Consider the following 22,608-nt stretch of genomic DNA (forward strand, 5'->3'; position numbering starts at 1 on the left):
AACCGGCGCGCCGCGGCGTCCGGGTGCCGGCGCCGGTGCCGGCGTCCGGGTGCCAAGAGCCGACTGAGAGGATCCGGACGTGCGCGAGGACCTGCAGAACAGCCCGTTCCTGCGTGCGTGCCGCCGCGAGCCGGTGCCGCACACACCCGTGTGGTTCATGCGCCAGGCCGGTCGCTCGCTGCCGGAGTACCGCCGGGTGCGAGAGGGCACGACGATGCTCGAGGCGTGCCAGCGTCCCGAGCTCGTCACCGAGATCACCCTGCAGCCGGTGCGCCGCTACGGGGTGGACGCGGCGATCCTCTACTCCGACATCGTCGTCCCGCTCGTCGCCGCAGGGGTCGACCTCGACATCGTCCCGGGCACCGGGCCGGTCGTCGCCGAGCCGGTCCGGGACGCCGCCGCCGTCCGGGCCCTGCCCCCGCTGGACGCCGGCCAGGTCGGCTTCGTCGCCGACGCCGTCCGGATGCTCGTCGCCGAGCTCGGGCCCACTCCGCTGATCGGGTTCGCCGGCGCGCCGTTCACCCTCGCCAGCTATCTCGTCGAGGGCGGTCCGAGCCGTCACCACGAGCGGACCAAGGCGCTCATGTACGGCGACCCGGCCACCTGGACCGCCCTGATGGAGTGGCTCACCGAGGTGACGACGACGTTCCTGCGCGCCCAGGTCGAGGCGGGGGCCAGCGCCGTCCAGCTCTTCGACTCGTGGGCCGGTGCGCTGTCGCTGGTCGACTACACCGCGCTGGTCCAGCCGTGGTCGGCCCGGGTGCTCGCCGGCGTGGCCGACCTCGGCGTGCCGCGGATCCACTTCGGTGTCGGTACCGGTGAGCTGCTCGGGGCGATGGCCGCGGCGGGGGCGGACGTCGTCGGCGTCGACTTCCGGGTGCCGCTGGACGAGGCTGCCCGCCGGGTCGGCCCCGGCCACGCGCTGCAGGGCAACCTCGACCCGGCCACCGTGTTCGCCCCGTGGGAGGCCGTCGCCCCGCGAGTCCTGGCCACCCTGCAGGCCGGCCGGGCCGCCGAGGGGCACGTGTTCAACCTCGGGCACGGGGTCATCCCCACCACCGACCCGGACGTGCTCGCCCGCGTCGTCGACCTCGTGCACGAGGCCAGCGCCGCTGACCAGGCCAGCGCCGCCGACCAGGCCAGCCCTGCGGGCGGCCGGTGACCGCCGTGGACGGACGTCGTCCCCGGGTCGCCGTCGTCGGTGGCGGGATCAGCGGGCTGACCGCGGCCTGGGCCCTGGACCGCGCCGGCGACTGCGACGTCGTCCTGCTCGAGCAGGCCGGGCGCACCGGGGGGGTGCTCCGGCGGGCCCCGGTACCCGGCGCCCCCGGCGGGCTCGTCGTCGACGTCGGACCGGAGGCCGTGCTGGCCCGGCGGCCCGAGGCGTTGCGCCTGATCGAGGAGGTCGGGCTCGGGGATGACGTCGAGCACCCGGTGACGACCCGCTCGTCGGTGTTCACCCGCGGCCGGCTGCACCCGATGCCGCCTGGCACCCAGATGGGCGTCCCCGGTGACCCGCAGACCCTGCGTGGCCTGCTCACCGACGAGGAGGTGGCCCGGGCGGCCGCCGAGCCGTCGCTGGCGCACGACCCCGTCACCGGCGACGTCGACGTCGCGTCGTGGGTCGCCGGCCGGGTCGGCACGGCCGTCGTCGACCGTCTCGTCGAGCCACTGCTGGGTGGCGTGTACGCCGGGCACGCCGGCCGGCTCTCGCTGCGGGCGACCGTCCCCCAGCTGTGGCCGGTTGCGACGTCCGGGACGTCGGTCGTCGAGGCGGTCGCGGCTCGTTCCGGCGCGGGAGCGGGGACCGCGGCCGGAGGACCGGTGTTCGCCGGCGTCCGCGGCGGGGTGGCCCGGCTGGCCGAGGAGCTCACCCGGCAGCTCGCCGTGCGGCACGAGGTGCGCACCAGGGCCGCCGTCCACCGCCTCGAGGCCCGCTCCGGCGGTGGTTGGCGTCTGTGGGTGGGCCCGCGGCCGGACCCGGAGGCGCTCGACGTCGACGGTGTCGTGCTCGCCGTGCCCGCGGGGCGGGCCGCTCGCCTGCTCGACGGGGTGGCCGCGGCCGCGGCCGGCCCACTGGCCGGCGTCCGGACGGCGAGCACCGCTGTGCTCACTGTCGTCCTGCCGCCCGGGACCCTCGACGGACTCGGCGACGGCGGCCCGCTGTCCGGGGTGCTCGTCCCGCCCGTGGAGGGCCGGCTGGTCAAGGCGATGACCTTCTCCAGCGCCAAGTGGGGATGGGTGAGCCAGGCGGCGGACGGTCATGACGTCGTCCGGCTCTCGGTCGGGCGGGAGGGTGAGCAGGCGGACCTGCAGCGGCCGGACGACGAGCTGCTCGCCGCCGCTCTCGCCGACGCCGCGGGCATTCTGGGCCGACCCCTGCGCCCGGTCGCCACGCTCGTCACCCGGTGGGGCGGGGCGCTGCCGCAGTACGGCGTCGGCCACATCGACCTCGTCGACCGGGTCCGGGACGCGGTCGCCCGGCACCGCGCTCTCGCGCTGGCGGGGGCGACGTTCGGTGGCGTCGGGATCCCGGCCTGCGTCGCGACCGCGGAGGCGGCCGTGCAGCAGGTGCTGGCCGATCTCGGCTGAGGGGCGTCGTGGGCTCTGACGCCCCGCGTCGAGCGGCGCAACCCACGTCAAGCCCGCATGACGTGGGCCGGGAGGGGGTCGCGACCACGTCAAGCCCGCTTGACGTGGGCCGGGAGGGGGTCGCGACCACGTCAAGCCCGCTTGACGTGGGCCGGGAGGGGGTCGCGACCACGTCAAGCCCGCTTGACGTGGGCCGGGAGGGGGTCGCGACCACGTCAAGCCCGCTTGACGTGGGCCGGGAGGGGGTCGCGACCACGTCAAGCCCGCTTGACGTGGGCCGGGAGGGGGTCGCGACCACGTCAAGCCCGCTTGACGTGGGGCCCACCTCGTGGCCGTAGGACGCGACGGGGGAGAATGCTGGCATGGCCGAGAAGACCCCACCGGGCCCCAGCGCCCGGGAGATCAACGACACGATCCGGTACACGATGTGGTCGGTCTTCCGGGCCCGTCCCGGCGCCTTGCCTACCGACCGCGCGGACCTCGTCGCCGAGGTCGAGGAGCTGCTCGCCGACCTCGGTGGCAAGGACCTCGTCGTGCGCGGCTGGTACGACGTCGCGGGCCTGCGCGCCGACGCCGACCTCATGGTGTGGTGGCACGCCCCGGACGTCGAGACCGTCCAGGACGCCTACCGCCGGCTGCGGCGTACTCGGCTCGGGCAGGGGCTGGAGCCGGCCTGGTCCGCCGTCGCCCTGCACCGGCCGGCCGAGTTCAACAAGGGCCACGTGCCGGCGTTCATGGCCGGCGAGGACCCGCGCGGCTACGTGTGCGTCTACCCGTTCGTGCGGTCCTACGACTGGTACCTGCTGCCGGAGGAGGAGCGGCGGACGATGCTGCGGGACCACGGGATGGCTGCGCGCGGCTACCCCGACGTCCGGGCGAACACGGTCTCCTCGTTCGCCCTGGGCGACTACGAGTGGATCCTCGCGTTCGAGGCTGACGAGCTGCACCGCATCGTCGATCTCATGCGTGACCTGCGGGCGACCGAGGCCCGGCGGCACGTCCGCGAGGAGATCCCGTTCTTCAACGGTCCGCGGGTGCCGCTGGCCGAGCTCGTCACCGGACTGCCCTGAGGTCCACCCGGCCCCCGGCCGGACAGCCCCGCGACCCGCCCCGTGATCATGCAGTCCCGCCACCCTGCGACCCGCCCGTGATCAGTCGAAAATCCCCTCTTCGTGATCATGCAATCCCGCCACCCCAGTCGTCGCCGCCTGCCCGCAAAGTGCTGAGTTCGGGGCGCGACACGCCGGCAAAGCTCTGACGGATCCAGCATTCTGTGGCCGCCGCCAGGGACTCCCGGCCTACGCGGGTGGCGGGATTGCATGAACGTGTCATGGCCGCTGGCGGCCACCCCGAGAGATGAAAGCGGGGAAAGTGGTCATGGCAGGCCACGTCGGGTCAGGCGTCTCGACCACAGAATGCTGCGTGCGGCACAGTTCGGCCGGCGTGTCGTGCCACCAACCCAGCATTCTGTAAGCGGGCGGTGGGTGCTGCTGGGGTGGCGGGAGTGCATGATCACGAGTGGGTCGTGCGGGGGTGGCGGGAGTGCATGATCACGGGTGGGTCGTGCGGGGGTGGCGGGAGTGCATGATCACGAACGAGGATTTTCGACTGATCACGGGGAGAGGTACGGGGAGGCGGGGTCAGGGGTGGGGGAGGGGGAGGGGGAGGGGGGAGCGGAAGGGTCAAGGGTCGCGGCGCATGGGAACGTGCGGGATGCCGTCCTCGAGGAACTCCGGACCTGTGGCGGTGAACCCGAACCGCGCGTACCACCCCGTCAGGTGCGCCTGCGCATCGAGCACGACCGGTCGCTCGTCGTGACGCGCCAGCACGTCCCGCACCAGCACCTCCGCCAGGCCTCTCCCGCGCATGGCCGGGTGGGTGACGACCCGCCCGACCCGGCGGACGTCGTCCGGCTCGGCCAGCACCCGCAGGTACGACGCCACCGCGAGCCCGTCGTCGGCGATCCACACGTGCTCGGTGCCGGCCTCCACGTCCCGGCCGTCGAGCTCTGGGTAGGGGCACTGCTGCTCGACGACGAACACGTCGACCCGCAGCCGGACGATCGCGTGCAGCGTCGACGGGTCCAACTCGGACCAGGCGGCCCGCCGGACCCGCCTCACCGGTCGTTCACCCCTGCGGCTGCAGCCGCAGACTGACGCCGTTGATGCAGTACCGCTGGTCGGTGGGGACGTCGAACCCCTCACCCTCGAACACGTGCCCGAGGTGCGAGCCGCACGTCGCGCACCGCACCTCGACCCGGCGCACGCCGAGCGAGAGGTCCTCGACGTACTCCACCCGGTCCTCGGCGAGCGGGGCGTAGAACGACGGCCACCCGCAGTGCGCGTCGAACTTCGTCTCGCTGCGGAACAGCTCGGCCCCGCACGCCCGACAGGCGTAGACGCCGACGGTGGTCTCGTGCTCGTACGGGCTCGACCCGGGGCGCTCGGTGCCGGCCTGGCGCAGCACCCGGTACTCCTCCGGGCTCAGCCGGGCCCGCCACTCGTCGTCGGGAACCTGCAGGGGGTAGGTCTTGCCGGTGGACTCCATGAAGCCATGACACCACGAGGTCCACCGCGGGACATGACGAGGTTGCGCGGGCGAGCGGGCGCGGGCTGCCACGATGGACCGGTGGCCGGTGGCCGGTGGCCGGTGGCCGGTGGCCGGCGGCAGCGGTGGCCGATGCACCGGTGGCCGGCGGCAGCGGTGCAGGACCCGCGGTCCGACATCGCCGTGGTCACGGCGGTGTGCAGCCTTGGCACGGTCTCACCTACGTCTTCACGCTGGTGGCGGGGATCCTCGTCGTCACGGGCGAGGACCAGACGCGAACGATGCTGCATACCGTGCTCGCCACCCAGAACCGCCGTACTGTGTGCCTGCCGAAGTACCTATCGAAGGTGCTCGCTGTCGGACGTCCGACTACCTGCTCACCAGCCTCGCTGACGATTCCACAGCCAGACCTGACCAGTCCGAGGAGGGGAACGTCATGACCCAGTACACCCGTCCCGGCGCGTCCGAGATCGTCTCCTTCGTGGCCGCCGCCCTCTGCGTCTTCCTCGGCCTTGTCGTCTCACCGAGATACGGCGGGGCCACTTGGCTCGTCCTGACCATCGCCGCACTGCTCTTCTGGCAGGGTGCCGCGCTGCGGCGATGCCGCACCGCGCCGGCGCACCGGTCCTGACCGTGCAACCGGGCAACGGGTTCAGCCCGTGCCCGGACCTCCGCCGGTGCGGCTGGTGGACTGGGGTGGTCGATGGCCGAGCACATGCGCACCGACGCCCAGGTGACTGCTGGCCGCCGTCGGATCGCGGGATCTCGTCATAGAGCTTGACTGCGGCCTCCGCAGTGGTCCGACGTTGCTGATTGATCGATACCGTCACCCGGGTGGCGAAGGACGTGATCGAGATCGATGTGCCGGGGCCGAACGGTTCGCGGACGGTTCGCCTCTCGAGTCCGGACCGTCTCATCTGGCCGGAGGCGGGCATCACCAAATCTGATTTGGCCGAGTACGTGGTGGCCGTGCACCCGGCACTAGTGCGTGCGCTGGCGGACCGGCCGGTCACCCTGCAGCGGTTCCCGGACGGCGTCGACGGTCAGGCGTTCTACTCCAAGAACCCCCCGCGAGGCGCGCCGGAGTGGGCACGCACGACGACCTGCACCTATCCGAGCGGACGTCGCCACCTTCAGCTGGTCGTCGACGAGGTGGCCACCGCGGTGTGGGCGGTGCAGATGAGCACGGTGACGTTCCACCCGTGGCCGATGCGCTCCGACGACAACGACCGCCCCGACGAGCTGCGCGTCGACCTGGATCCCCAGCCCGGACGCGCGTTCGCCGACGTCGTGACCGCGGCCCGGGAGCTGCGCGCCGTCCTGCAAGAGACCGGGCTCACGCCGTGGGTCAAGACCTCGGGGTCCCGCGGCCTGCACGTGTTCGCCCGGATCCGGCGCACCCACGACGTGCTCGACGTCCGCCACGGGGTGATCGCCGCGGCCCGCGAGCTCGAGCGCCGCCGGCCCGACCTGGTGACGACCGCGTGGTGGAAGGAGGAGCGCGGCGACAAGGTCTTCGTCGACTTCAACCAGATGGCCCGCGACCGCACGATGGCCTCCGCCTACAGTCCCCGTCCGCTGCCCCACGCCCCGGTGTCGTGCCCCGTCACCTGGGAGGAGCTGACGGACGTCGACCCGGCGGCGATGACAGTACGGACCGTGCCGCAGCGGTTCGCCGAGGTCGGGGACCCGTGGGCCGGCCTGGACGACGCAGCCGGGGACGTCGGGACGCTGATCGGCTGGTGGGAGCGGGATCTGGACGCCGGGCTCGGGGAGGAGCCGTTTCCCCCCGACTACCCGAAGATGCCCGGCGAGCCGCCACGGGTGCAGCCGAGCCGAGCCCGTCGTCCCGAAGATCCCTGAGCAGGCCCTGCCGCCGCACAGTTCAGTCGCGCAGCCTCGGCACGTCCGCCAGCGCCGACAGGTCACCGGCCTCAGCGGCCGGGATCACGCTGATCGTGCCGTCGCTCTCCAGCACGACCGCGGCGACGGTGGACAGGTCCCCACTGCCGGAGGACCGCACCGCCTGGCGGACCTCGGCCTCGGTCACCCGCTGCTCGGCCATCCGGTGGCGCAGCAGCTCACCGTCCCGCAGCAGCAGGGTTGGCCGGGCGGTGACCACTGAGCGGGCGCCGGGCAGGTGGGTCGTCGTCCACGCGACCACGAGCTGCAGCAGGGTGAGCAGCGCCAGGGCGGTGGCGCCCTCGGCCCACGACACGTCCGCGCTGAGCAGGATCGTCGCCAGGGTCGAGCCGAGCGCGACGGTGACGACGAGGTCGAAGGCGTTCAGCTTGGCGAGGGTGCGCTTGCCACTGAGCCGCAGGATGAGTACGAGCGTGACGTAGGCGACGGCGCCGACCGCCAGCACCCGGCCGATGTCGCCCCAGGAGTCGAACCACATGCGGTGAACCTCCCAGACCGCCGCGGCCGCCGCCAGGTCAGGAGCTCAGCGCCGGGCGGAGGGGATAGCCGTCATCAGGGCCCTCGGTCACCGCGTCCCAGGTCCACGCGTACTCGGCGACGAGGGCGTGCAGCCGCCGCCGCCGCTGTGCCAGGGCGGTGTACGCGGCGGACACCTCAGCGTCGTCCCGCAGCGGCACCCCCGCCGTCCGCAGCGGCGCCAGGTCGGGTACCGGCGGCACGTCGGCCGTCACCGTGCTGTCGGCGCTGTCCAGGGTGCGCACCAGCGCGTCGACGGCACGGTGCACCGACACCAGGACCGAGGGGTCCGGGGCCGCGTGCGGTCGGACGGCGTACAGCAGCAGGGTGGCCGCCTCGTCCACCGCCGCGGCCCGCACGGCGAACTCGAGGCGCGGGTCTCCGGAGTGGAAGTAGTGCAGGACGGGGTACGTGGGGTGCCGCTCGACCGTCGTGAGCAGACCGGGGACCAGCTGCTGCAGGTCGCGCTCCAGGGCGGTGAACGACCCCCGGCCCCAGCTGCCGATGACGATGCCGGAGGGGCTGCCGCCCAGCCCCCACACCGACAGAGCCTGCTGACGGCGCTCGGTCGCCGCGGTCATCACTGGCAGCAGGTAGGTGATGGACAGGGTGACCGTGAACAGCCCGTGCAGGGTGGCGACGGGGGTGAGGACCTGCCAGACGCCCTCCCCGGGCACGTAGTCGCCCACCCCGAGGGTGAACAGGGTGAAGCCGGCGAAGTAGATGGTCCCCACGAGGTCGGCCGGAACCCCCGTGCTGGACTGCAGCACTGCGCCCGGTTCGGCGGCGAACACGAGCGTCCAGCCGACCCACAGCAGCAGCACCCAGGTGCCCATCGTGGCGAGCAGCACCACCGTGCCGGCGGCCATCAGGAGCCACGACTGCGGCGAGCGGGCCAGTCGTCGGGCGAGCCACCACAGCCCCGCGGTGACGTGCCGGGTCAGGAACCCGCTTCCGGCGGCCGGTGCCACGGTCGTGCGCAGCGCGTCGTAGGTGGCAGCCACCAGCAACAGCACGCCGAGGACGAGCAGCACGACGCCGCCGGCACCCACTGCATCACCTCCTTCGTGCCCCCGTCGGACGAAAGGCGACGTGTAGGAAGCCTGGCACAGGGGTTAGGAGCGCACGACCGTGGAGCGCGAGTACTGGCCGCCCGCACGCTGGTCACCGGGGTCATGGGTCTCCACCACAGAATGCTGCGTTCGACACAGGTTGGCCGGCGTGTCGCGCCACCAACCCAGCATTCTGTGAGCGGGCGGTGGAGGCTGGTGGGTGGCGGGACTGCATGATCACGAGTGGGTCGTGCGGGGTGGCGGGACTGCATGATCACGAAGGGGGGATTTTCGACTGATCATGAACGGGGGAGGGGTGACTGGTCATGAAGAAGGGACGCCGGCCATGGGCGGGCGCCGCCGGCGCGTCAGCCGAGGAACGTCGTCCCGGCGTAGACGTGCAGCACCGGGACGCCGAGCACCTCCCGGGCTCGAGAGGCCCAGTCCCGGTGGAAGGTGTCCTCCACCGCGTGCGGACGGGTCACGACCACGACCTCCCGGGCAGCGAACCGCTGCACTGCCGACGTCAGCGCCGGCAGCGGGTCGTCCTCGGTGACCTCACCGGTCGCCTCCACCCCCTGGCCCCGCAGCGCCTCGACGGACTCGGCGAGTGCCTGCCCGGCCTCCTTCGGCTCGTCGGTGTGCCCGTGGTCCCGGCCGCGGACCGCGTCGAGGGCCTCCCGCAGCTCACCGAGGCTGAGGTGGTCGACCACGTCGGCGAGCAGGTTGCGCTCGGTGTCGGCCGGCACCAGCACCCGGTAGGTCAGCGTCTCGCCCTCGTGCAGGGCGCGGATCCGCGCGGCGTCCCCGTCGTCGAGCGCCTCCTCGGTGAGGATGACGATGGTGTCGGGGGAGGCCTGCACGTCCGGCTGCGGTGTCGACTCGGTCACCGCGGCAGGGTACCGGTGAGCACCCGCTCCAGGTCGTAGGCGACGGGGACGTCGAGCTGGTCGTAGCCGCACGAGCGCGGGTCCCGGTCCGGCCGCCAGCGCACGAACTGAGCCGCGTGCCGCAGCCGGTGCCCCTGGAGCTGGTCGTAGCGCACCTCCGCGACGAGCTCGGGTCGCAGCCGGACGAACGAGGAGTCGGTGCGGGCGGTGAACCGGTTCGGCTCGCCTTGCCCGCGCACCACCTCGCCGCGGGCGTCGCGCAGCACGAACGGCTCGAGCTCCTCGAGCAGCTGGACCCGGCGGGCGGCCGTGAACGCCGACGCGCCACCGACCTGGCGCAGGTTCCCCTCGGCGTCGTACAGCCCGAGCAGCAGCGACCCCAGGCCGCGGCCGCTGGTGTGCACCCGGTACCCGACGGCGACGACGTCCGCGGTGCGCTGGTGCTTGACCTTGAGCATCGTCCGCTTGCCCGGGGAGTAGGTGGACGCGGTCCCCTTCGCGACGACGCCGTCCAGGCCCGCCCCCTCGAAGTCGGCGAACCAGCGCACCGCCTCGTCCCGGTCTCGGGTCACCCGGGTCAGGTGCACGGGTGCCCTCACGCCCGCCAGCGCCGTCTCGAGGCGCTCCCGGCGCTCCCGGAACGGCCGGCCGGTGAGGTCGTCGTCGCCGAGGGCGAGCAGGTCGAAGGCGACGAACGAGGCCGGGGACTCGCGGGCCAGCCGGTCCACCCGGGACGCCGCCGGGTGGATGCGCTGGGCCAGCGCCTCCCAGTCGAGCCGCTCGGCGCCCGCGGGCCCGGTGCGCACGACGAGCTCGCCGTCGACGACGCACCGCTCGGGCAGCTCGCGCCGGACGGCGTCGACGACCTCGGGGAAGTAGCGGGTCAACGGCTTCTCGCCGCGACTGCCGAGCACGACGTCGTCCCCGTCGCGGAAGACGACGCAGCGGAACCCGTCCCACTTCGGCTCGTACACCACTCCGCCTGCCAGCGCGTCGGGCGCGGGCACCTCGGGCACCGACGTGGCGAGCATGGGGGACACGGGCGGGCTGACCGGCAGGCTCATCCGGCCATTGTGCTGGCCGGTCCGGGTACCGTCACCGTCGTGTCCCCGACCGTCCGTCCCGCCCGGGCCGTCCTGCGCGCGGTGGCCCGCGGGGCCGCCGTCGGCGGCGGGCTGGCCGTCGCCACCGGCGCCGCGACGTCCACGGTGGCGGCCTACTTCGCCCGGCGGGTGGTGACCCCGGAGCGGCACAAGCCGGACGACGTCCGGGTGCTGTCCGTCGGTCCCGGGACGATCACCCTGCGCGCGGACCCGGACACCACCAGCCCCGGGCGGTACGGCATCTGGCTCGACCACGGCCACGGGCACGCCCGCCTCGGCCGGGTCCTGGCACGCGACGACCGGGCCGGCACGGTCACCCGGGTGCTCGAGCAGGTCGACTACGGCCGGGTCACCGTCGGCCCGGCCCGGTGGAACCAGTACTACTTCGCCGGCAACCCGACGACCGCACTGCGGCTGGCGCACGAGGACGTGCTGGTCCGCTCCGACGCCGGGGAGCTGCCGACGTGGTACGTCCCGCCGTCCCCGCAGGTCGCGCCCCGCGAGGTGTGGGCGGTCCTCGTCCACGGCCGGGGCGCGACCCGCGAGGAGTGCCTGCGCGCGCTGCCGCTGCTGCACCGGCTCGGGGTACCGGCGCTCGTCCCGAGCTACCGCAACGACCCCGACGGCCCGTCCACCCACGGCGGCCGGCTGCACCTGGGTGACACCGAGTGGCTCGACGTCGAGGCCGCGGTACTGCACGCCCTGGACTCCGGGGCCCGCGAGGTGGTCCTGTTCGGCTGGTCGATGGGCGGAGCGATCGTCCTGCAGCACGTCTCCCGGTCCTGGACCGCGGACCGGGTCCGTGCACTGGTGCTCGACGCACCGGTGATCGACTGGCGGTCCGTGCTGGACCACCACGCCCGGCTCAACCGGTTGCCCCGCCCGGTGGGCCGCCTCGGACTGGCCATGCTCGGGCACTCCTCGGCGCGCCGGGTCGTCGGCGTCGACGGTCCGGTCGACCTGCGCCGGATGGACTGGGTGACCCGCGCCTCGGAGCTGCGGCTGCCGGTCCTCGTCGTCCACTCCGAGGACGACGAGTTCGTGCCGGTCGGCCCGTCCCGGGTGCTGGCCCAGCTGCGACCCGATCTCGTGACGTTCGTGCCGTTCCACGGCGCCCGGCACACCAAGGAGTGGAACGTCGACCCGGACCGCTGGGAGCGTGAGGTCGCCCGCTTTCTCCTGCGGCACCTGTGACCGTCACCGGCCGAGCGGCACGTCCTCGCCGGTCAGGTGGACGGCGAACCCTCCGTCGGTGACCTCCACCGTCTGCAGGACGAGCTCCTCCGGCAGGCCCTGGACCGGTTGCCGGATGGTCGTCGCCGCTGCCGCCAGCTCCCCGAGCAGGTCGGCGAGCCAGTCCGGCCCACCGACGTCCACGGCCGTCGGGACGACGACCACCTCACCGTCCTCGGCGCGCACCGTGCCGGTGGCGACGACGTCGACCTGGCGCCCGAGCAGGGTCACCGTCCGCTCGACGCGCACCTCGCCGGATGCTGCGGCGGACACCGCCGTCCCCGGTCCGACCTGGTCGGCCACGACCTCGAACGGGACGACCGCGTCCGCGACCACCACCCCGGCGCGCACCCCGCCGGACCCGAGCAGGACGTCGTCCGCCTCCAGCGACAGGTCGCGGAGCCTGCCGTCCGCGGCCAGCACGTCCGAGGAGCGCAGGGTCATCTCGTCGAGCCACAGGTCGCCGGCGGCCAGGTCCTCCGGCGCCCCCGGCGGGGGCGGGGGAGCCGGGGCGGCGGCCGGGGAGCCCGCGTCGTCCGCGGGGCCCGCGTCGGAGGCCGCGTCGTCCGCGGGCCGGCTGACCGACCAGAACAGCACCCCGGCGGCGACGACGACGGCCAGCAGCAGCACGCCGACGCCGACCAGCACGCGTCGTCCGGTGCTCACCGCGCCGCGTCCGGTTCGCGGCGGACCCACCGGCCCAGGAGCGTGTCACCGGCGGCCAGCAGGTGCGCCAGCTGCATCGGCACGTCGACGGCCCCACCGTTGAGCACCCGGGGTGCGTCCCCGGCCAGCAGCCGCGCCGTGAGGGTGAGGCACAGCTCGTCGAGGGCCCCGGCCGCGGCGACCTGCCCGAGCAGCGTCGGCCCGCCCTCGCACAGCACCCGGCCGAGACCGCGCTCGGCCAGGGCGTCCAGCGCCCGTCGCAGGTCGACGCGCTCGTCGCCGGCGACCAGGACTGCGGCCTCCCCGGCGCGCTCGGCCAGCTGAGCCAGCCTTTCCTCACCGGTGGCCCGGCAGGTGATGACCAGGGCAGGCCGGTCCCCCTCGAGCAGGTGCCCCGGCACGTCACCGCTCCGGGTGACGACCGCCAGCCGCGGGGTCGGGGGCATGCCGGCCGCGCTCCGGCGGGCAGCCAGGTCGGGACGGTGCCGCGGCAGCGAGTAGCCCTCCGCGCGGACCGTGCCGGCGCCGACGAGGACGACGTCGGCGAGCGAGCGCAGCAGCACGAACACCCGGACGTCGGCGGGGTCGTTGATGGACCGGGTCACCCCGTCCGGGCCGTGGGCCGCGCCGTCGAGGGTGGCGACCATGTTCGCCCGCACCCAGCGCTCGGCGGGGTAGGCGTACAGGGCCGCGAGCTCGTCCTCGGCCGGGTCCACCGGGATCTCCCGGCCCGCCTGGTCGGCCGGCCAGAGTGCCTGCAGCGGCACGCTCACACCGGGCGTCCGCCCGCCAGACCGGCCCGCTCGGTGACCTGGCGCTTGATCCGCGCGAGCATCCCGACCATCCCGCGCAGTCGCAGCGGGCTGACCGCCTCGGCGAGAGCGAGTCGCTGGGGGACGTCGTTCGGCACCGCCAGCACCTCGGCGGCGGTGAGCCCGTCGAGCCCCTCGTGCAGGATGCCGGCGAACCCGCGGGTGGTCGGCGCCTCCTGCGGCGCGGAGAAGAACAGGCTGACCCGCGCGTCGTCCCCGGTCCCGTCGACCTCGGTGACGAGGAAGATCGGCGACTGGCACTCCGGCACCGGTTCGAGCAGCTCCGGGTGGTCGGCGTAGCGCTCGGGCAGGTCCGGCAGGTCACGGCTGAACTCCAGCAGCAGCTGGAGGCGGTCGGCGGCGGGGAGAGCGGTGAAGTCGTCGACGATCCCGGCCAGCGTCTCGGGCAGGTCGTCCGTCGCCGTCATCGGCCGGGCACCTCTCCGGGCTCCTCGCCGCGGACGATGGGGACGCGCACGGAGTTGCCCCACTCGGTCCAGGACCCGTCGTAGTTGCGCACGTCCGGCCAGCCGAGCAGGTGCTGCAGGACGAACCAGGTGTGGCTGGAGCGCTCCCCGATGCGGCAGTAGGCGATGACCGGCTCCGCGGGGTCCAGGCCCTGCTCGTCCCGGTAGATGGCCTCGAGCTCGGCGCGGTCGCGGAACGTCCCGTCGTCGTTGGCGGCACGGGCCCACGGCACCGAGCGGGCGCCGGGGATGTGCCCGCCGCGCAGCGCCCCTTCGTCCGGGTAGTCCGGCATGTGAGTGCGTTCCCCGGTGTACTCGGCGGGGGAGCGGACGTCGACGAGCTGGCCGCCGAGGGACGCCAGGACGTCGTCCTTGTAGGCGCGGATCGGGGCGTCCTGTCGTTCGACGACGGGGTAGTCGGTGGGTTCGGGGGACGGCACGTCGGTGGTCATCGGTCGGCCCTCGGCCTGCCACTTGGCACGCCCGCCGTCGAGCAGCCGCACGTCCGGGTGACCGAACAGCGAGAACACCCACAGTGCGTAGGCCGCCCACCAGTTGCTCTTGTCGCCGTAGAGCACGACGGTGGAGTCGCGGCGGACTCCCTTGGCGGACATCAGCCGGGCGAAGCCCTCGCCGTCGACGTAGTCGCGGGTGACGGGGTCGTTGAGGTCCAGGTGCCAGTCGATCTTGACGGCGCCGGGGATGTGGCCGGTCTCGTAGAGCAGCACGTCCTCGTCGCTCTCGGCCACGACGAGGTCGTCATCGCCCAGGTGCTCGGCGAGCCAGCCGGTGGTGACCAGCCGTTCGGGGTGGGCGTAGTCGGCGAGCTTGGGGTCGTCGTCGTACGCCAGAGCCATGTCGGCTCACCTCCGGTGTCGGGTCGGTCCGGTGCGGGCGGTTTCATCCTCTCACCTGCGGCGGTGGTTACGCTGCCCGGTCGTGAGCACGGACGGTCCGCAGCGCCTCGTCGACCGGCACCCCTCGCTCGGACCGCAGCGCCTGCTCGCCGAGCTCGTGCCGCCGCCGCGGTTCGCCGGGGTGTCCTTCGACACCTACCGGCCGGCGCCGGACCAGCCGTCCCAGGCCCACGCCGTCGACCGGCTGCGCGAGTTCGCCGGCCGGCTCGAGTCCGCGGCGGGGTCGTCGTCCCGTTCGCTGCTGCCCGGCTGGCTCGGCGGCCGGCGGCGGTCCGCGGACCCCGGCCGGGCCGGGATCTACCTCGACGGCGGGTTCGGCGTCGGCAAGACCCACCTGCTGGCGTCGCTGTGGCACGCCGCGTCGGGGGAGAAGCGGTTCGGCACGTTCGTGGAGTACACGAACCTCGTCGGCGCGCTCGGGTTCCGCCCGGCCGTCGCGGCGCTGTCGACGAGCAGGCTCGTGTGCATCGACGAGTTCGAGCTCGACGACCCGGGTGACACCGTGCTGATGGCCCGGCTGCTCCGCGAGCTCGCCGACGCCGGGACGGCGCTCGCGGCGACGTCCAACACGCTCCCCGACGCCCTGGGGGAGGGGCGGTTCGCGGCCGAGGACTTCCTGCGCGAGATCCAGTCCGTCGCAGGGCACTTCGACGTCGTGCGCATCGACGGCGAGGACTACCGGCACCGTGGCCTGCCCGAGCCGCCCCCGCCGTCGACGGACGACGCGGTGGTCGCCGCGGCCCGGGCGGCGGGGCCGGGAGCCGTCCTCGACGACTTCGAGGACCTGCTGGCGCACCTGGCCACGGTGCACCCGAGCCGGTACGGGGCGATGCTCGACGGCACCACCGCGGTGTTCTGGCGTGGCGTGCGTCCGGTGGCCGACCAGAGCGTCGCACTGCGGCTCGTCGTCCTCGCCGACCGGCTCTACGACCGGGACCTCCCGCTCGTCGCCTCCGGTGAACCGCTCGACCGGCTGTTCCCCGAGGAGATGCTGCGCGGCGGCTACCGTAAGAAGTACCGCCGGGCGGTCTCCCGGCTCACCGCGCTGGCTCGCGAGGGGCACGGCGACACGGCCCGCGGCGAGGGCTGAGGGCGCGGCAGGTCAGGCCAGCCGCAGCACCGCTACGGACTCGGCCGGCACCGCCACCCGGGTTCCGGACTCCTCCAGCCGGACAGCCTCGTCCCAGGCCAGCACGACCTCGACAGCGGCGGCGTCCAGGGGGAGGACCTGGTCGCGGTCGGCGAGGTTGAGCACCACCCGCAGAGAGCCCCGTTCGAGCACCATCCACCGGTCGAGGTCGGAGTGCCGGACGCCGACGGCGGCCAGGTCGTCGTCCCGCAGGTCCGGCTCGCCACGGCGTAGCGCCACGAGGGACCGGTGCCAGTCCAGCAGGGGGGCGTGCTCGCCGTCCGAGCGCTCGTCCCAGCGCAGCACCGACGCGTCACGGGTGGCGTGATCCTGCGGGTCCGGGATGCTCTCGTCGTCCCAGCCGTGCTCGGCGAACTCCCGCTGCCTGCCCTGGCGGATCGACTCCGCGAGCTCGGGCTCGGCGTGGTCGGTGAAGAACTGCCACGGGCTCGAGGCGCCCCACTCCTCACCCATGAACAGCATCGGGGTGAACGGGCTCGTCAGCACGAGCGCCGCCGCGCACGCCAGCCGCCCGGGGGACAGGTACGCCGAGGGGCGGTCACCGGTGGCGCGGTTGCCGACCTGGTCGTGGTTGGCGGCATAGGCGAGGAACGCCGTGCCCCGGTGACGCGCCGGGTCGACTGGCCGCCCCCACCGCTGGCCGCGGAACGTCGAGAACGTCCCGTCGTGCAGGAAGGCGCGGGTCAGCACCTTCGCCAGGGCGTCGGTGGAACCGAAGTCGCAGTAGTAGCCCTGACGCTCTCCGGACAGCAGCGCGTGGATGGCGTGGTGGACGTCGTCGTCCCACTGCGCGGTCATGCCCAGTCCGCCCTCGGCGACCGGCTCGACCATCCGCGGGTCGTTGAGGTCGGACTCGGCGACCAGGCCCAGCGGCCGGCCCAGCCGGTCAGCGAGGTCCGCGGTCTCCCGCGACAGCTGGGCCAGCACGTGCTCGGCGGAGTCGTCGACGAGCGCGTGCACCGCGTCCAGCCGCAGGGCGTCGACGTGGAACTCGGCGAACCAGCGCAGGGCGTTGTCCACGATCCACCGGCGGACGTGCTCGCTGCCCGCGTCGTCGAGGTTGACCGCCTGCCCCCACGGCGTGTGGTGGCGGTCGGTGAAGTAGGGGCCGAACCGGGACAGGTAGTTCCCGCTCGGCCCGAGGTGGTTGTAGACGACGTCGAGGCACACCGCCAGACCGCGCCGGTGGCAGGCGTCCACGAAGCGCTGCAGCGCCGCCGGTCCGCCGTACGGCTCGTGGACGGCGTACAGGGCCACCCCGTCGTAGCCCCAGCCCCACCGGCCCGGGAACGCGGCGACCGGCATCAGCTCGACGACCTCGACGCCGAGGTCGACGAGGTGGTCGAGCCGTTGCGCCGCGGCGTCCAGGGTGCCCTCGGGGGTGAAGGTGCCGACGTGCAGCTCGTAGAACAGCCGCCCCCGGACGTCGAGGCCGGCCCAGCCGTCGTCCGCCCACGCGTGGCGGCCGGTGTCGAACACCCGGCTCGGGGCGTGCACGCCGTCCGGCTGCCACGGGCTGCGTGGGTCCGGGGTCGGCTCCCCGCCGTCCAGCCGGAAGGCGTAGTCGGTGCCGTGGCCGGCGCCGGGCACCTCGACTGCCCACCACCCGTCGTCCTGACGGGTCATCGGGTGCAGGCTACCGGACAGGTCGACGTCGACGCGGGCGGCGTCAGGGGCCCAGACGGTGAACCGGTGCATGCCGCAACCCTGTCCGGTCACGCCGCCGCCCGCCACTTGCCATTCGCCACTCGCCACTCGTCACTCGTCGCCCTACGGCCCCCGCCAGGCGTCCCCCACCCTTTGTGGTGATCATGCAATCCCGCCACCCCGCACGACCCCCGTGATCATGCAGTCTCGCCACCCATCGGCCACCGGTCCGGACCACAGAATGCTGGGCTGGTGGCGCGACACGCCGCCCGAGCTGTGCCGAACGCAGCATTCTGCGGTCGGCCCTCAGGCAACCCCGCCACCTCGCGCAAGGTGGCGGAATCGCATGATCACGGTTAGGGGGTATGGCGGTGCAGGGTGGCGGGATTGCATGATCACCAAGAGGGGGCTTTGCGAGTGATCATGAAGAGGTGGGGGCTCAGCGGCGGACGAGCAGCGCCACCGGCAGGTCGGTCAACAGCTCAGCGAGGCGGACCCCGCCGCCGCCGGTGACGAGTGCGCGACCGGTCAGCACGTCGGTCCACGTTCCCTCGGGCAGGACGACGGTATGGTCCCCCCAGCCGCCGAGACGGGCGAGTGCGACCGGCAACCGGGTCGCCACGGTCACCACGTGGACGCCGTCCTCGGTGCCGCGGCCGAAGGCCACCGCGGTCCCGGTCGAGGCTGGCACGGCCGCGTAGGTCGTGGCCGGTCCGACGAACCAGTCCGGGTGCTCGCGCCGCAGCCGCAGCGCCCGGGAGGTGACGAGCAGCTTCTCGTCGTCCAGACCGGACGGGCGGGCGCCGGCGTCCAGGGCCGCCAGCCGGTCCCGGCGCCGGCCGAAGTCGACCGGACGGCGGTTGTCCGGGTCGACGAGGGACAGGTCCACGACCTCGGTGCCCTGGTAGACGTCCGGGACGCCTGGCATCGTGAGCTGGACGAGCTTCTGGCCCAGGACGCCGACCCGGGCGGCAGGGTCGACGACGGTCCGGCAGAACTCGCCGACGGCGGCGCAGATCTCCTCGTCGGCCAGGACGCCGCGAGCGAAGCCGCGGACCGCGTCCTCGTAGTCGGCGTCCGGCGACGTCCACGTCGTGTGCGTCTTCGCCTCGCGGACGGCCTTCTCCAGGTAGGGCACCAGCCGGTCGGCGGCGATCGGGCCGTTGTCCCAGGTGCCCACGAGCGTCTGCCAGAGCAGGTACTCGGTGGCCGCGTCGAGCAGCGGACCGCGGTGCCGGGTCGCGGCGTCCCGCCACGCCCGCACGGCCTCGGCCCACTCGTGCGGCACCTCGGAGAGCACTGCGAGCCGGGCCCGGACGTCTTCGGAGCGCTTGGTGTCGTGCGTCGACAGCGTCGTCATCGTCGTCGGCCAGTCCCGCACCGTCCGAACGCAGAACGCGTGGAACTCGTCAGCGGTGACCCCGAAGTGCAGCGGGTCGCCGCCCACCTCGTTCAGGCCAGTGAGCCGGAACCACCGGTAGAACGCCGTGTCCTCGACGGCCTTGGCCATCACTGGGCCGCAGGTCTGCTGGAAGCGGACGACGGCCTCGGCCCGGGCGGCCTCCACGGTGCGACCGGCGCTGCCGGCCTCCCGGCCCAGGAGCAGGTCACGCACGAGCTCGAGGGTGTCCCAGCGCTCCTCGGGCAGGTGGGTACGAGCACGTTCGACGGCGGCGTCCATCACCGCGACCGAGGCCGGCGGCGCCGGCTCACCGGGGACGACGTAGGCGCGGTACCGGTCGAAGGCGACGAGGAGCTCGACGACGCACTCGCGGATGCCGCGGGAGGTGTGGTCCCGCAGCCGCACGTCGCTGTGGCAGACCTGGGTGAGCAGGTCCGCGAGCCGGACCACCTCGGCGTACAGCCCGTGCTCGACCACCTCCCGCTTGGCCTGCTCGACGACGTCCTCGAAGTCCTCGGTGACCCCGGTCACCTCGTGCAGCAGGGACGTCAGCGGGTAGGCGCCCTGCGGGTCGACGAACAGGCCGCCGACGCGCAGCAGCGCGTCGTAGCCGGTGGTCCCGGCGCACGGCCAGTCCGCGGGCAGCTCCTCGGCGCCCTCGAGGATCTTCTCCACGACCACCCAGGAGCCGTCGGTGCGCTCGTGCAGGCGGCGCAGGTAGCCGCGCGGGTCGTACAGCCCGTCCGGGTGGTCGATGCGCAGCCCGTCCAGCCGACCGTCGGCCACGAGCTCGAGGAGCACCTCGTGAGTGGCGTCGAACACCTCGGGGTCCTCGACCCGGACGGCGGCGAGGGTGTCGACGTCGAAGAACCGCCGGTAGTTGAGCTCCTCGTCGGCAACGCGCCAGTACGCCAGCCGGTACCACTGGCGGCCGACGAGCTCGGCCATCGGCAGCGACTCGGTGCCCGGTCGGACCGGGAACACGTGGTCGTAGTAGCGCAGCAGCGGCTCGTCCCCGGACGTGTCCAGGCTCAGCTCGCCGTCCCCGAGCACCTGGCCGATCCGGCGTCCGAGCACCGGCATGAGCAGCGCGCTGTCGGGCACGGACCAGTCGACGTCGAACCAGGCGGCGAACGGCGACTCCGGCCCGTCGCGCAGCACCGACCACAGCGCTGCGTTGAGCCGTGCCGGGGTCGGGACGGCCATGTGGTTGGGGACGACGTCGGCGACCGCCCCGAGGGACCGCTGGTGCAGGGCGTCGACCAGTCGGTCGAACGCCGCCCGCCCGCCGGCCTCCTCGTTGAGCCGGGAGTGGTCGACGACGTCGTAGCCGTGGGTGGAGCCGGGGGTGGGCTGGAGGATCGGCGACAGGTAGGCGTGCGAGACACCCAGCGCGTCGAGGTGGTCGACGACGGCGGCGGCGTCGTCGAACTCGAACTCCGGGCGGATCTGCAGCCGGTAGGTGGCGGTCGGCACCGGCCGTCCGGGCGCCGGGCGGTGCCTGGGGTCGCCGGTCACGCCCCGATCCCCTGCGGGCCAGCCGGTTGCGGGCGGGTGAGGAGGACGACGCTGCGCGACTCGATGTCGGCCGTCGTCCCGGCCGGGAGCTTCTCGCCCTCGGCCAGCGAGTCGTCGGTGTCCAGCACCACGGTCCACTCGGCGCCGAACTCCTCGGGCGGAACCCGGAACTCGATGGCCTCCGGGGCTGCGTTGAACAGGATGAGGAAGGAGTCGTCGACGATCCGCTGGCCACGGGGGTCCGGCTCGGTGATGGCCTCGCCGTTGAGGAACACCATCACTGCGCGGGCGTACCACGTCGTCCAGTCCTCGTCCGCCATCGGCTCACCGGTGGGAGTGAGCCACGCGATCTCCCCAAGTTCGCTCTCCCCGCCGTGCGCTGCCTCGCCGGCGAAGAACCGGCGCCGCCGGAAGACCGGGTGCTCGCGGCGCAGCCGCACCAGCCGGCGAGTGAACTCCAGCAGCTCGAGCTGGGTGTCGTCGAGGTCCCAGTTCACCCAGGCCAGCTCGTTGTCCTGGCAGTAGGCGTTGTTGTTGCCGCGCTGGGTGCGCCCGAGCTCGTCGCCGTGGGAGATCATCGGCACGCCCTGGGAGAGCAGCAGCGTCGTGAGGAAGTTGCGCTGCTGGCGGGCCCGCAGGGCCAGGACCTTCTTGTCGTCCGTCTCGCCCTCCACCCCGCAGTTCCAGGACCGGTTGTGCGACTCGCCGTCGGCGTTGCCCTCGCCGTTGGCCTCGTTGTGCTTCTCGTTGTACGAGACGAGGTCCCGCAGGGTGAACCCGTCGTGGGCGGTGACGAAGTTGATGCTCGCGATCGGCCGTCGGCCGTCCTGCTCGTAGAGGTCGCTGGAGCCGGTGAGCCGGGAGGCGAACTCGGCGAGGGTGTGCGGCTCGCCGCGCCAGAAGTCCCGCACCGTGTCGCGGTAGCGCCCGTTCCACTCCGTCCACAGCGGCGGGAAGTTGCCGACCTGGTACCCGCCGTCGCCGACGTCCCACGGCTCGGCGATGAGCTTGACCTGGGAGACCACCGGGTCCTGCTGGACGAGGTCGAAGAACGCGCTCAGCCGGTCCACCTCGTGGAACTGGCGGGCCAGGGAGGACGCCAGGTCGAAGCGGAACCCGTCGACGTGCATCTCGCTGACCCAGTAGCGCAGTGAGTCCATGATCAGCTGCAGCACGTGCGGATGGCGCATGAGCAGGGAGTTGCCGGTGCCCGTGGTGTCGAAGTAGTGGGCCTCGTCACCGTCGACGAGCCGGTAGTACGCGGCGTTGTCGATCCCGCGGAAGCACAGCGTCGGCCCGAGGTGGTTGCCCTCGGCGGTGTGGTTGTAGACGACGTCGAGGATGACCTCGATCCCGGCGTCGTGCAGGGCCTTGACCATCGCCTTGAACTCCTGCACCTGCTGTCCGCGGTTGCCGGTGGAGGAGTAGGCGTTGTGCGGGGCGAAGAAGCCAATCGTGTTGTAGCCCCAGTAGTTGCTCAGGCCCTTGGATCGAAGGTGGGTGTCCTGCACGAACTGGTGCACCGGCATGAGCTCGATCGCGGTGATCCCGAGCGCGGTGAGGTGGTCGATCATCGCCGGGTGCCCGATGCCCGCGTACGTGCCTCGGATGTCCTCCGGGATGCCGGGGTGGGTCATCGTCAGGCCCTTGACGTGCGCCTCGTAGATGACGCTCTCGTGGTACTCGTAGCGCGGCGGGCGGTCGGTGCCCCAGTCGAAGAACGGGTTGACCACGACGGAGAGCATCGTGTGCCCGAGGCTGTCGTCCTCGTTGAGCTCGTCGGGGTCCTCGAAGCGGTAGGAGAACAGCGACTCGTCGCCGTCCACCTGGCCCTCGATGGCCTTCGCGTACGGGTCCAGGAGCAGCTTCGCCGGGTTGCACCGGTGGCCCTTTTCGGGGGCGTACGGGCCGTGCACCCGGTAGCCGTACCGCTGGCCCGGCTGCACGCCGGGCAGGTAGCAGTGCCAGACGAAGCCGTCGACCTCCGTGAGCTCGACGCGCTCCTCGGTGAGGTCGTCGTCGATCAGGCAGAGCTCCACCCGCTCGGCAACCTCCGAGAAGAGAGCGAAGTTGGTGCCGGTGCCGTCGTACGTGGCGCCGAGGGGATAGGGGTGGCCGGGCCAGATCTGCATCAGGGTCTCTCGTCGTCCAGGAGTGGGTATGCCCACGGCGG

General features: G+C 73.3%; 20 protein-coding genes. 7 read left to right on the forward strand and 13 right to left on the reverse strand.

The features are described from left to right. Positions 1 to 79: 79 nt before the first annotated feature. The 3 genes from hemE (at position 80) to HJG43_05600 (ending at position 3,662) form a co-directional block, all read left to right on the forward strand. Positions 80 to 1,162, forward strand: coding sequence for a uroporphyrinogen decarboxylase (gene hemE / locus HJG43_05590; protein ID UER54104.1), 1,083 nt, complete (start codon positions 80 to 82; stop codon positions 1,160 to 1,162). After that, positions 1,159 to 2,592: a protoporphyrinogen oxidase gene (gene hemG, locus HJG43_05595; GenBank protein UER54105.1), complete on the forward strand. Its 1,434-nt coding sequence runs from the start codon at positions 1,159 to 1,161 to the stop codon at positions 2,590 to 2,592. Before hemE ends, hemG begins: the two co-directional genes overlap by 4 nt. A gap of 362 nt (positions 2,593 to 2,954) precedes the next feature. Beyond that, a complete protein-coding gene (locus HJG43_05600; GenBank protein ID UER54106.1) occupies positions 2,955 to 3,662 on the forward strand; it encodes a chlorite dismutase family protein in 708 nt (235 codons plus the stop codon). Positions 3,663 to 4,274: 612 nt separating this feature from the next. Here HJG43_05600 and HJG43_05605 read toward each other — a convergent pair. Continuing rightward, the gene (locus tag HJG43_05605) at positions 4,275 to 4,712 is read right to left on the reverse strand and encodes a GNAT family N-acetyltransferase (protein UER54107.1); all 438 of its coding nucleotides are present in this window, start codon (positions 4,710 to 4,712) and stop codon (positions 4,275 to 4,277) included. Between the two features lie 7 nt (positions 4,713 to 4,719). Then, on the reverse strand, positions 4,720 to 5,139 hold the full coding sequence (gene msrB / locus HJG43_05610; protein UER54108.1) for a peptide-methionine (R)-S-oxide reductase MsrB: 420 nt from the start codon (positions 5,137 to 5,139) through the stop codon (positions 4,720 to 4,722). 436 nt (positions 5,140 to 5,575) lie between these two features. Between msrB and HJG43_05615 the strand changes: the two genes are divergently transcribed. Next, positions 5,576 to 5,770, forward strand: a complete 195-nt coding sequence (locus tag HJG43_05615; protein UER54109.1) for a hypothetical protein — start codon at positions 5,576 to 5,578, stop codon at positions 5,768 to 5,770. Between the two features lie 230 nt (positions 5,771 to 6,000). Further along, complete coding sequence (locus HJG43_05620) at positions 6,001 to 7,002, forward strand: ATP-dependent DNA ligase (protein ID UER55746.1); 1,002 nt, start codon at positions 6,001 to 6,003, stop codon at positions 7,000 to 7,002. A 22-nt stretch (positions 7,003 to 7,024) separates the two neighbouring features. On the opposite strand, the gene HJG43_05625 is transcribed toward HJG43_05620, so the two are convergent. The 4 genes from HJG43_05625 to HJG43_05640 all read right to left on the reverse strand — a co-directional run bounded on the left by HJG43_05625 (position 7,025) and on the right by HJG43_05640 (position 10,584). After that, the gene (locus HJG43_05625) at positions 7,025 to 7,540 is read right to left on the reverse strand and encodes a DUF421 domain-containing protein (protein UER54110.1); all 516 of its coding nucleotides are present in this window, start codon (positions 7,538 to 7,540) and stop codon (positions 7,025 to 7,027) included. A gap of 37 nt (positions 7,541 to 7,577) precedes the next feature. Further along, entirely contained in the window at positions 7,578 to 8,630 is a 1,053-nt protein-coding gene (locus HJG43_05630) for a two pore domain potassium channel family protein (GenBank protein UER54111.1), read from the reverse strand. Between the two features lie 368 nt (positions 8,631 to 8,998). Next, positions 8,999 to 9,493, reverse strand: coding sequence for a hypothetical protein (locus HJG43_05635; protein UER55747.1), 495 nt, complete (start codon positions 9,491 to 9,493; stop codon positions 8,999 to 9,001). A gap of 23 nt (positions 9,494 to 9,516) precedes the next feature. Continuing rightward, a complete protein-coding gene (locus tag HJG43_05640; protein UER54112.1) occupies positions 9,517 to 10,584 on the reverse strand; it encodes an ATP-dependent DNA ligase in 1,068 nt (355 codons plus the stop codon). Positions 10,585 to 10,656: 72 nt separating this feature from the next. Between HJG43_05640 and HJG43_05645 the strand changes: the two genes are divergently transcribed. Further along, complete coding sequence (locus HJG43_05645) at positions 10,657 to 11,817, forward strand: alpha/beta fold hydrolase (GenBank protein ID UER55748.1); 1,161 nt, start codon at positions 10,657 to 10,659, stop codon at positions 11,815 to 11,817. Positions 11,818 to 11,820: 3 nt separating this feature from the next. On the opposite strand, the gene HJG43_05650 is transcribed toward HJG43_05645, so the two are convergent. The 4 genes from HJG43_05650 to HJG43_05665 form a co-directional block, all read right to left on the reverse strand. After that, positions 11,821 to 12,522 carry an LmeA family phospholipid-binding protein gene (locus HJG43_05650; GenBank protein ID UER54113.1) on the reverse strand — a complete coding sequence of 234 codons (702 nt, stop codon included), beginning with the start codon at positions 12,520 to 12,522 and terminating at the stop codon, positions 11,821 to 11,823. Continuing rightward, positions 12,519 to 13,169, reverse strand: a complete 651-nt coding sequence (locus HJG43_05655) for a pyrimidine reductase family protein (protein UER55749.1) — start codon at positions 13,167 to 13,169, stop codon at positions 12,519 to 12,521. The genes HJG43_05650 and HJG43_05655 overlap by 4 nt, the downstream gene beginning before the upstream one ends. Before the next feature lie 122 nt (positions 13,170 to 13,291). Then, positions 13,292 to 13,762 carry a SufE family protein gene (locus HJG43_05660; GenBank protein ID UER54114.1) on the reverse strand — a complete coding sequence of 157 codons (471 nt, stop codon included), beginning with the start codon at positions 13,760 to 13,762 and terminating at the stop codon, positions 13,292 to 13,294. Beyond that, a complete protein-coding gene (locus HJG43_05665; protein UER54115.1) occupies positions 13,759 to 14,658 on the reverse strand; it encodes a sulfurtransferase in 900 nt (299 codons plus the stop codon). Before HJG43_05665 ends, HJG43_05660 begins: the two co-directional genes overlap by 4 nt. On the opposite strand from HJG43_05665, the gene zapE reads away from it, so the two are divergent. Further along, on the forward strand, positions 14,657 to 15,808 hold the full coding sequence (gene zapE, locus HJG43_05670) for a cell division protein ZapE (protein UER54116.1): 1,152 nt from the start codon (positions 14,657 to 14,659) through the stop codon (positions 15,806 to 15,808). The two genes, HJG43_05665 and zapE, sit on opposite strands and share 2 nt — an antisense overlap. Before the next feature lie 12 nt (positions 15,809 to 15,820). Here the strand turns inward: zapE and treZ are convergent, their stop codons facing one another. From treZ to glgX, 3 genes are all read right to left on the reverse strand, one after another. After that, positions 15,821 to 17,566, reverse strand: a complete 1,746-nt coding sequence (treZ, locus tag HJG43_05675; GenBank protein ID UER54117.1) for a malto-oligosyltrehalose trehalohydrolase — start codon at positions 17,564 to 17,566, stop codon at positions 15,821 to 15,823. A gap of 388 nt (positions 17,567 to 17,954) precedes the next feature. Beyond that, positions 17,955 to 20,435 (reverse strand): malto-oligosyltrehalose synthase, encoded by a 2,481-nt coding sequence (gene treY, locus HJG43_05680; protein ID UER54118.1) that lies wholly within the window; start codon positions 20,433 to 20,435, stop codon positions 17,955 to 17,957. Continuing rightward, positions 20,432 to 22,567 carry a glycogen debranching protein GlgX gene (glgX, locus tag HJG43_05685; GenBank protein ID UER54119.1) on the reverse strand — a complete coding sequence of 712 codons (2,136 nt, stop codon included), beginning with the start codon at positions 22,565 to 22,567 and terminating at the stop codon, positions 20,432 to 20,434. Before glgX ends, treY begins: the two co-directional genes overlap by 4 nt. Positions 22,568 to 22,608 lie beyond the last annotated feature (41 nt).

It is taken from the genome of Kineosporiaceae bacterium SCSIO 59966, assembly GCA_020881835.1.
In the GTDB taxonomy this organism is placed as follows: domain Bacteria; phylum Actinomycetota; class Actinomycetes; order Actinomycetales; family SCSIO-59966; genus SCSIO-59966.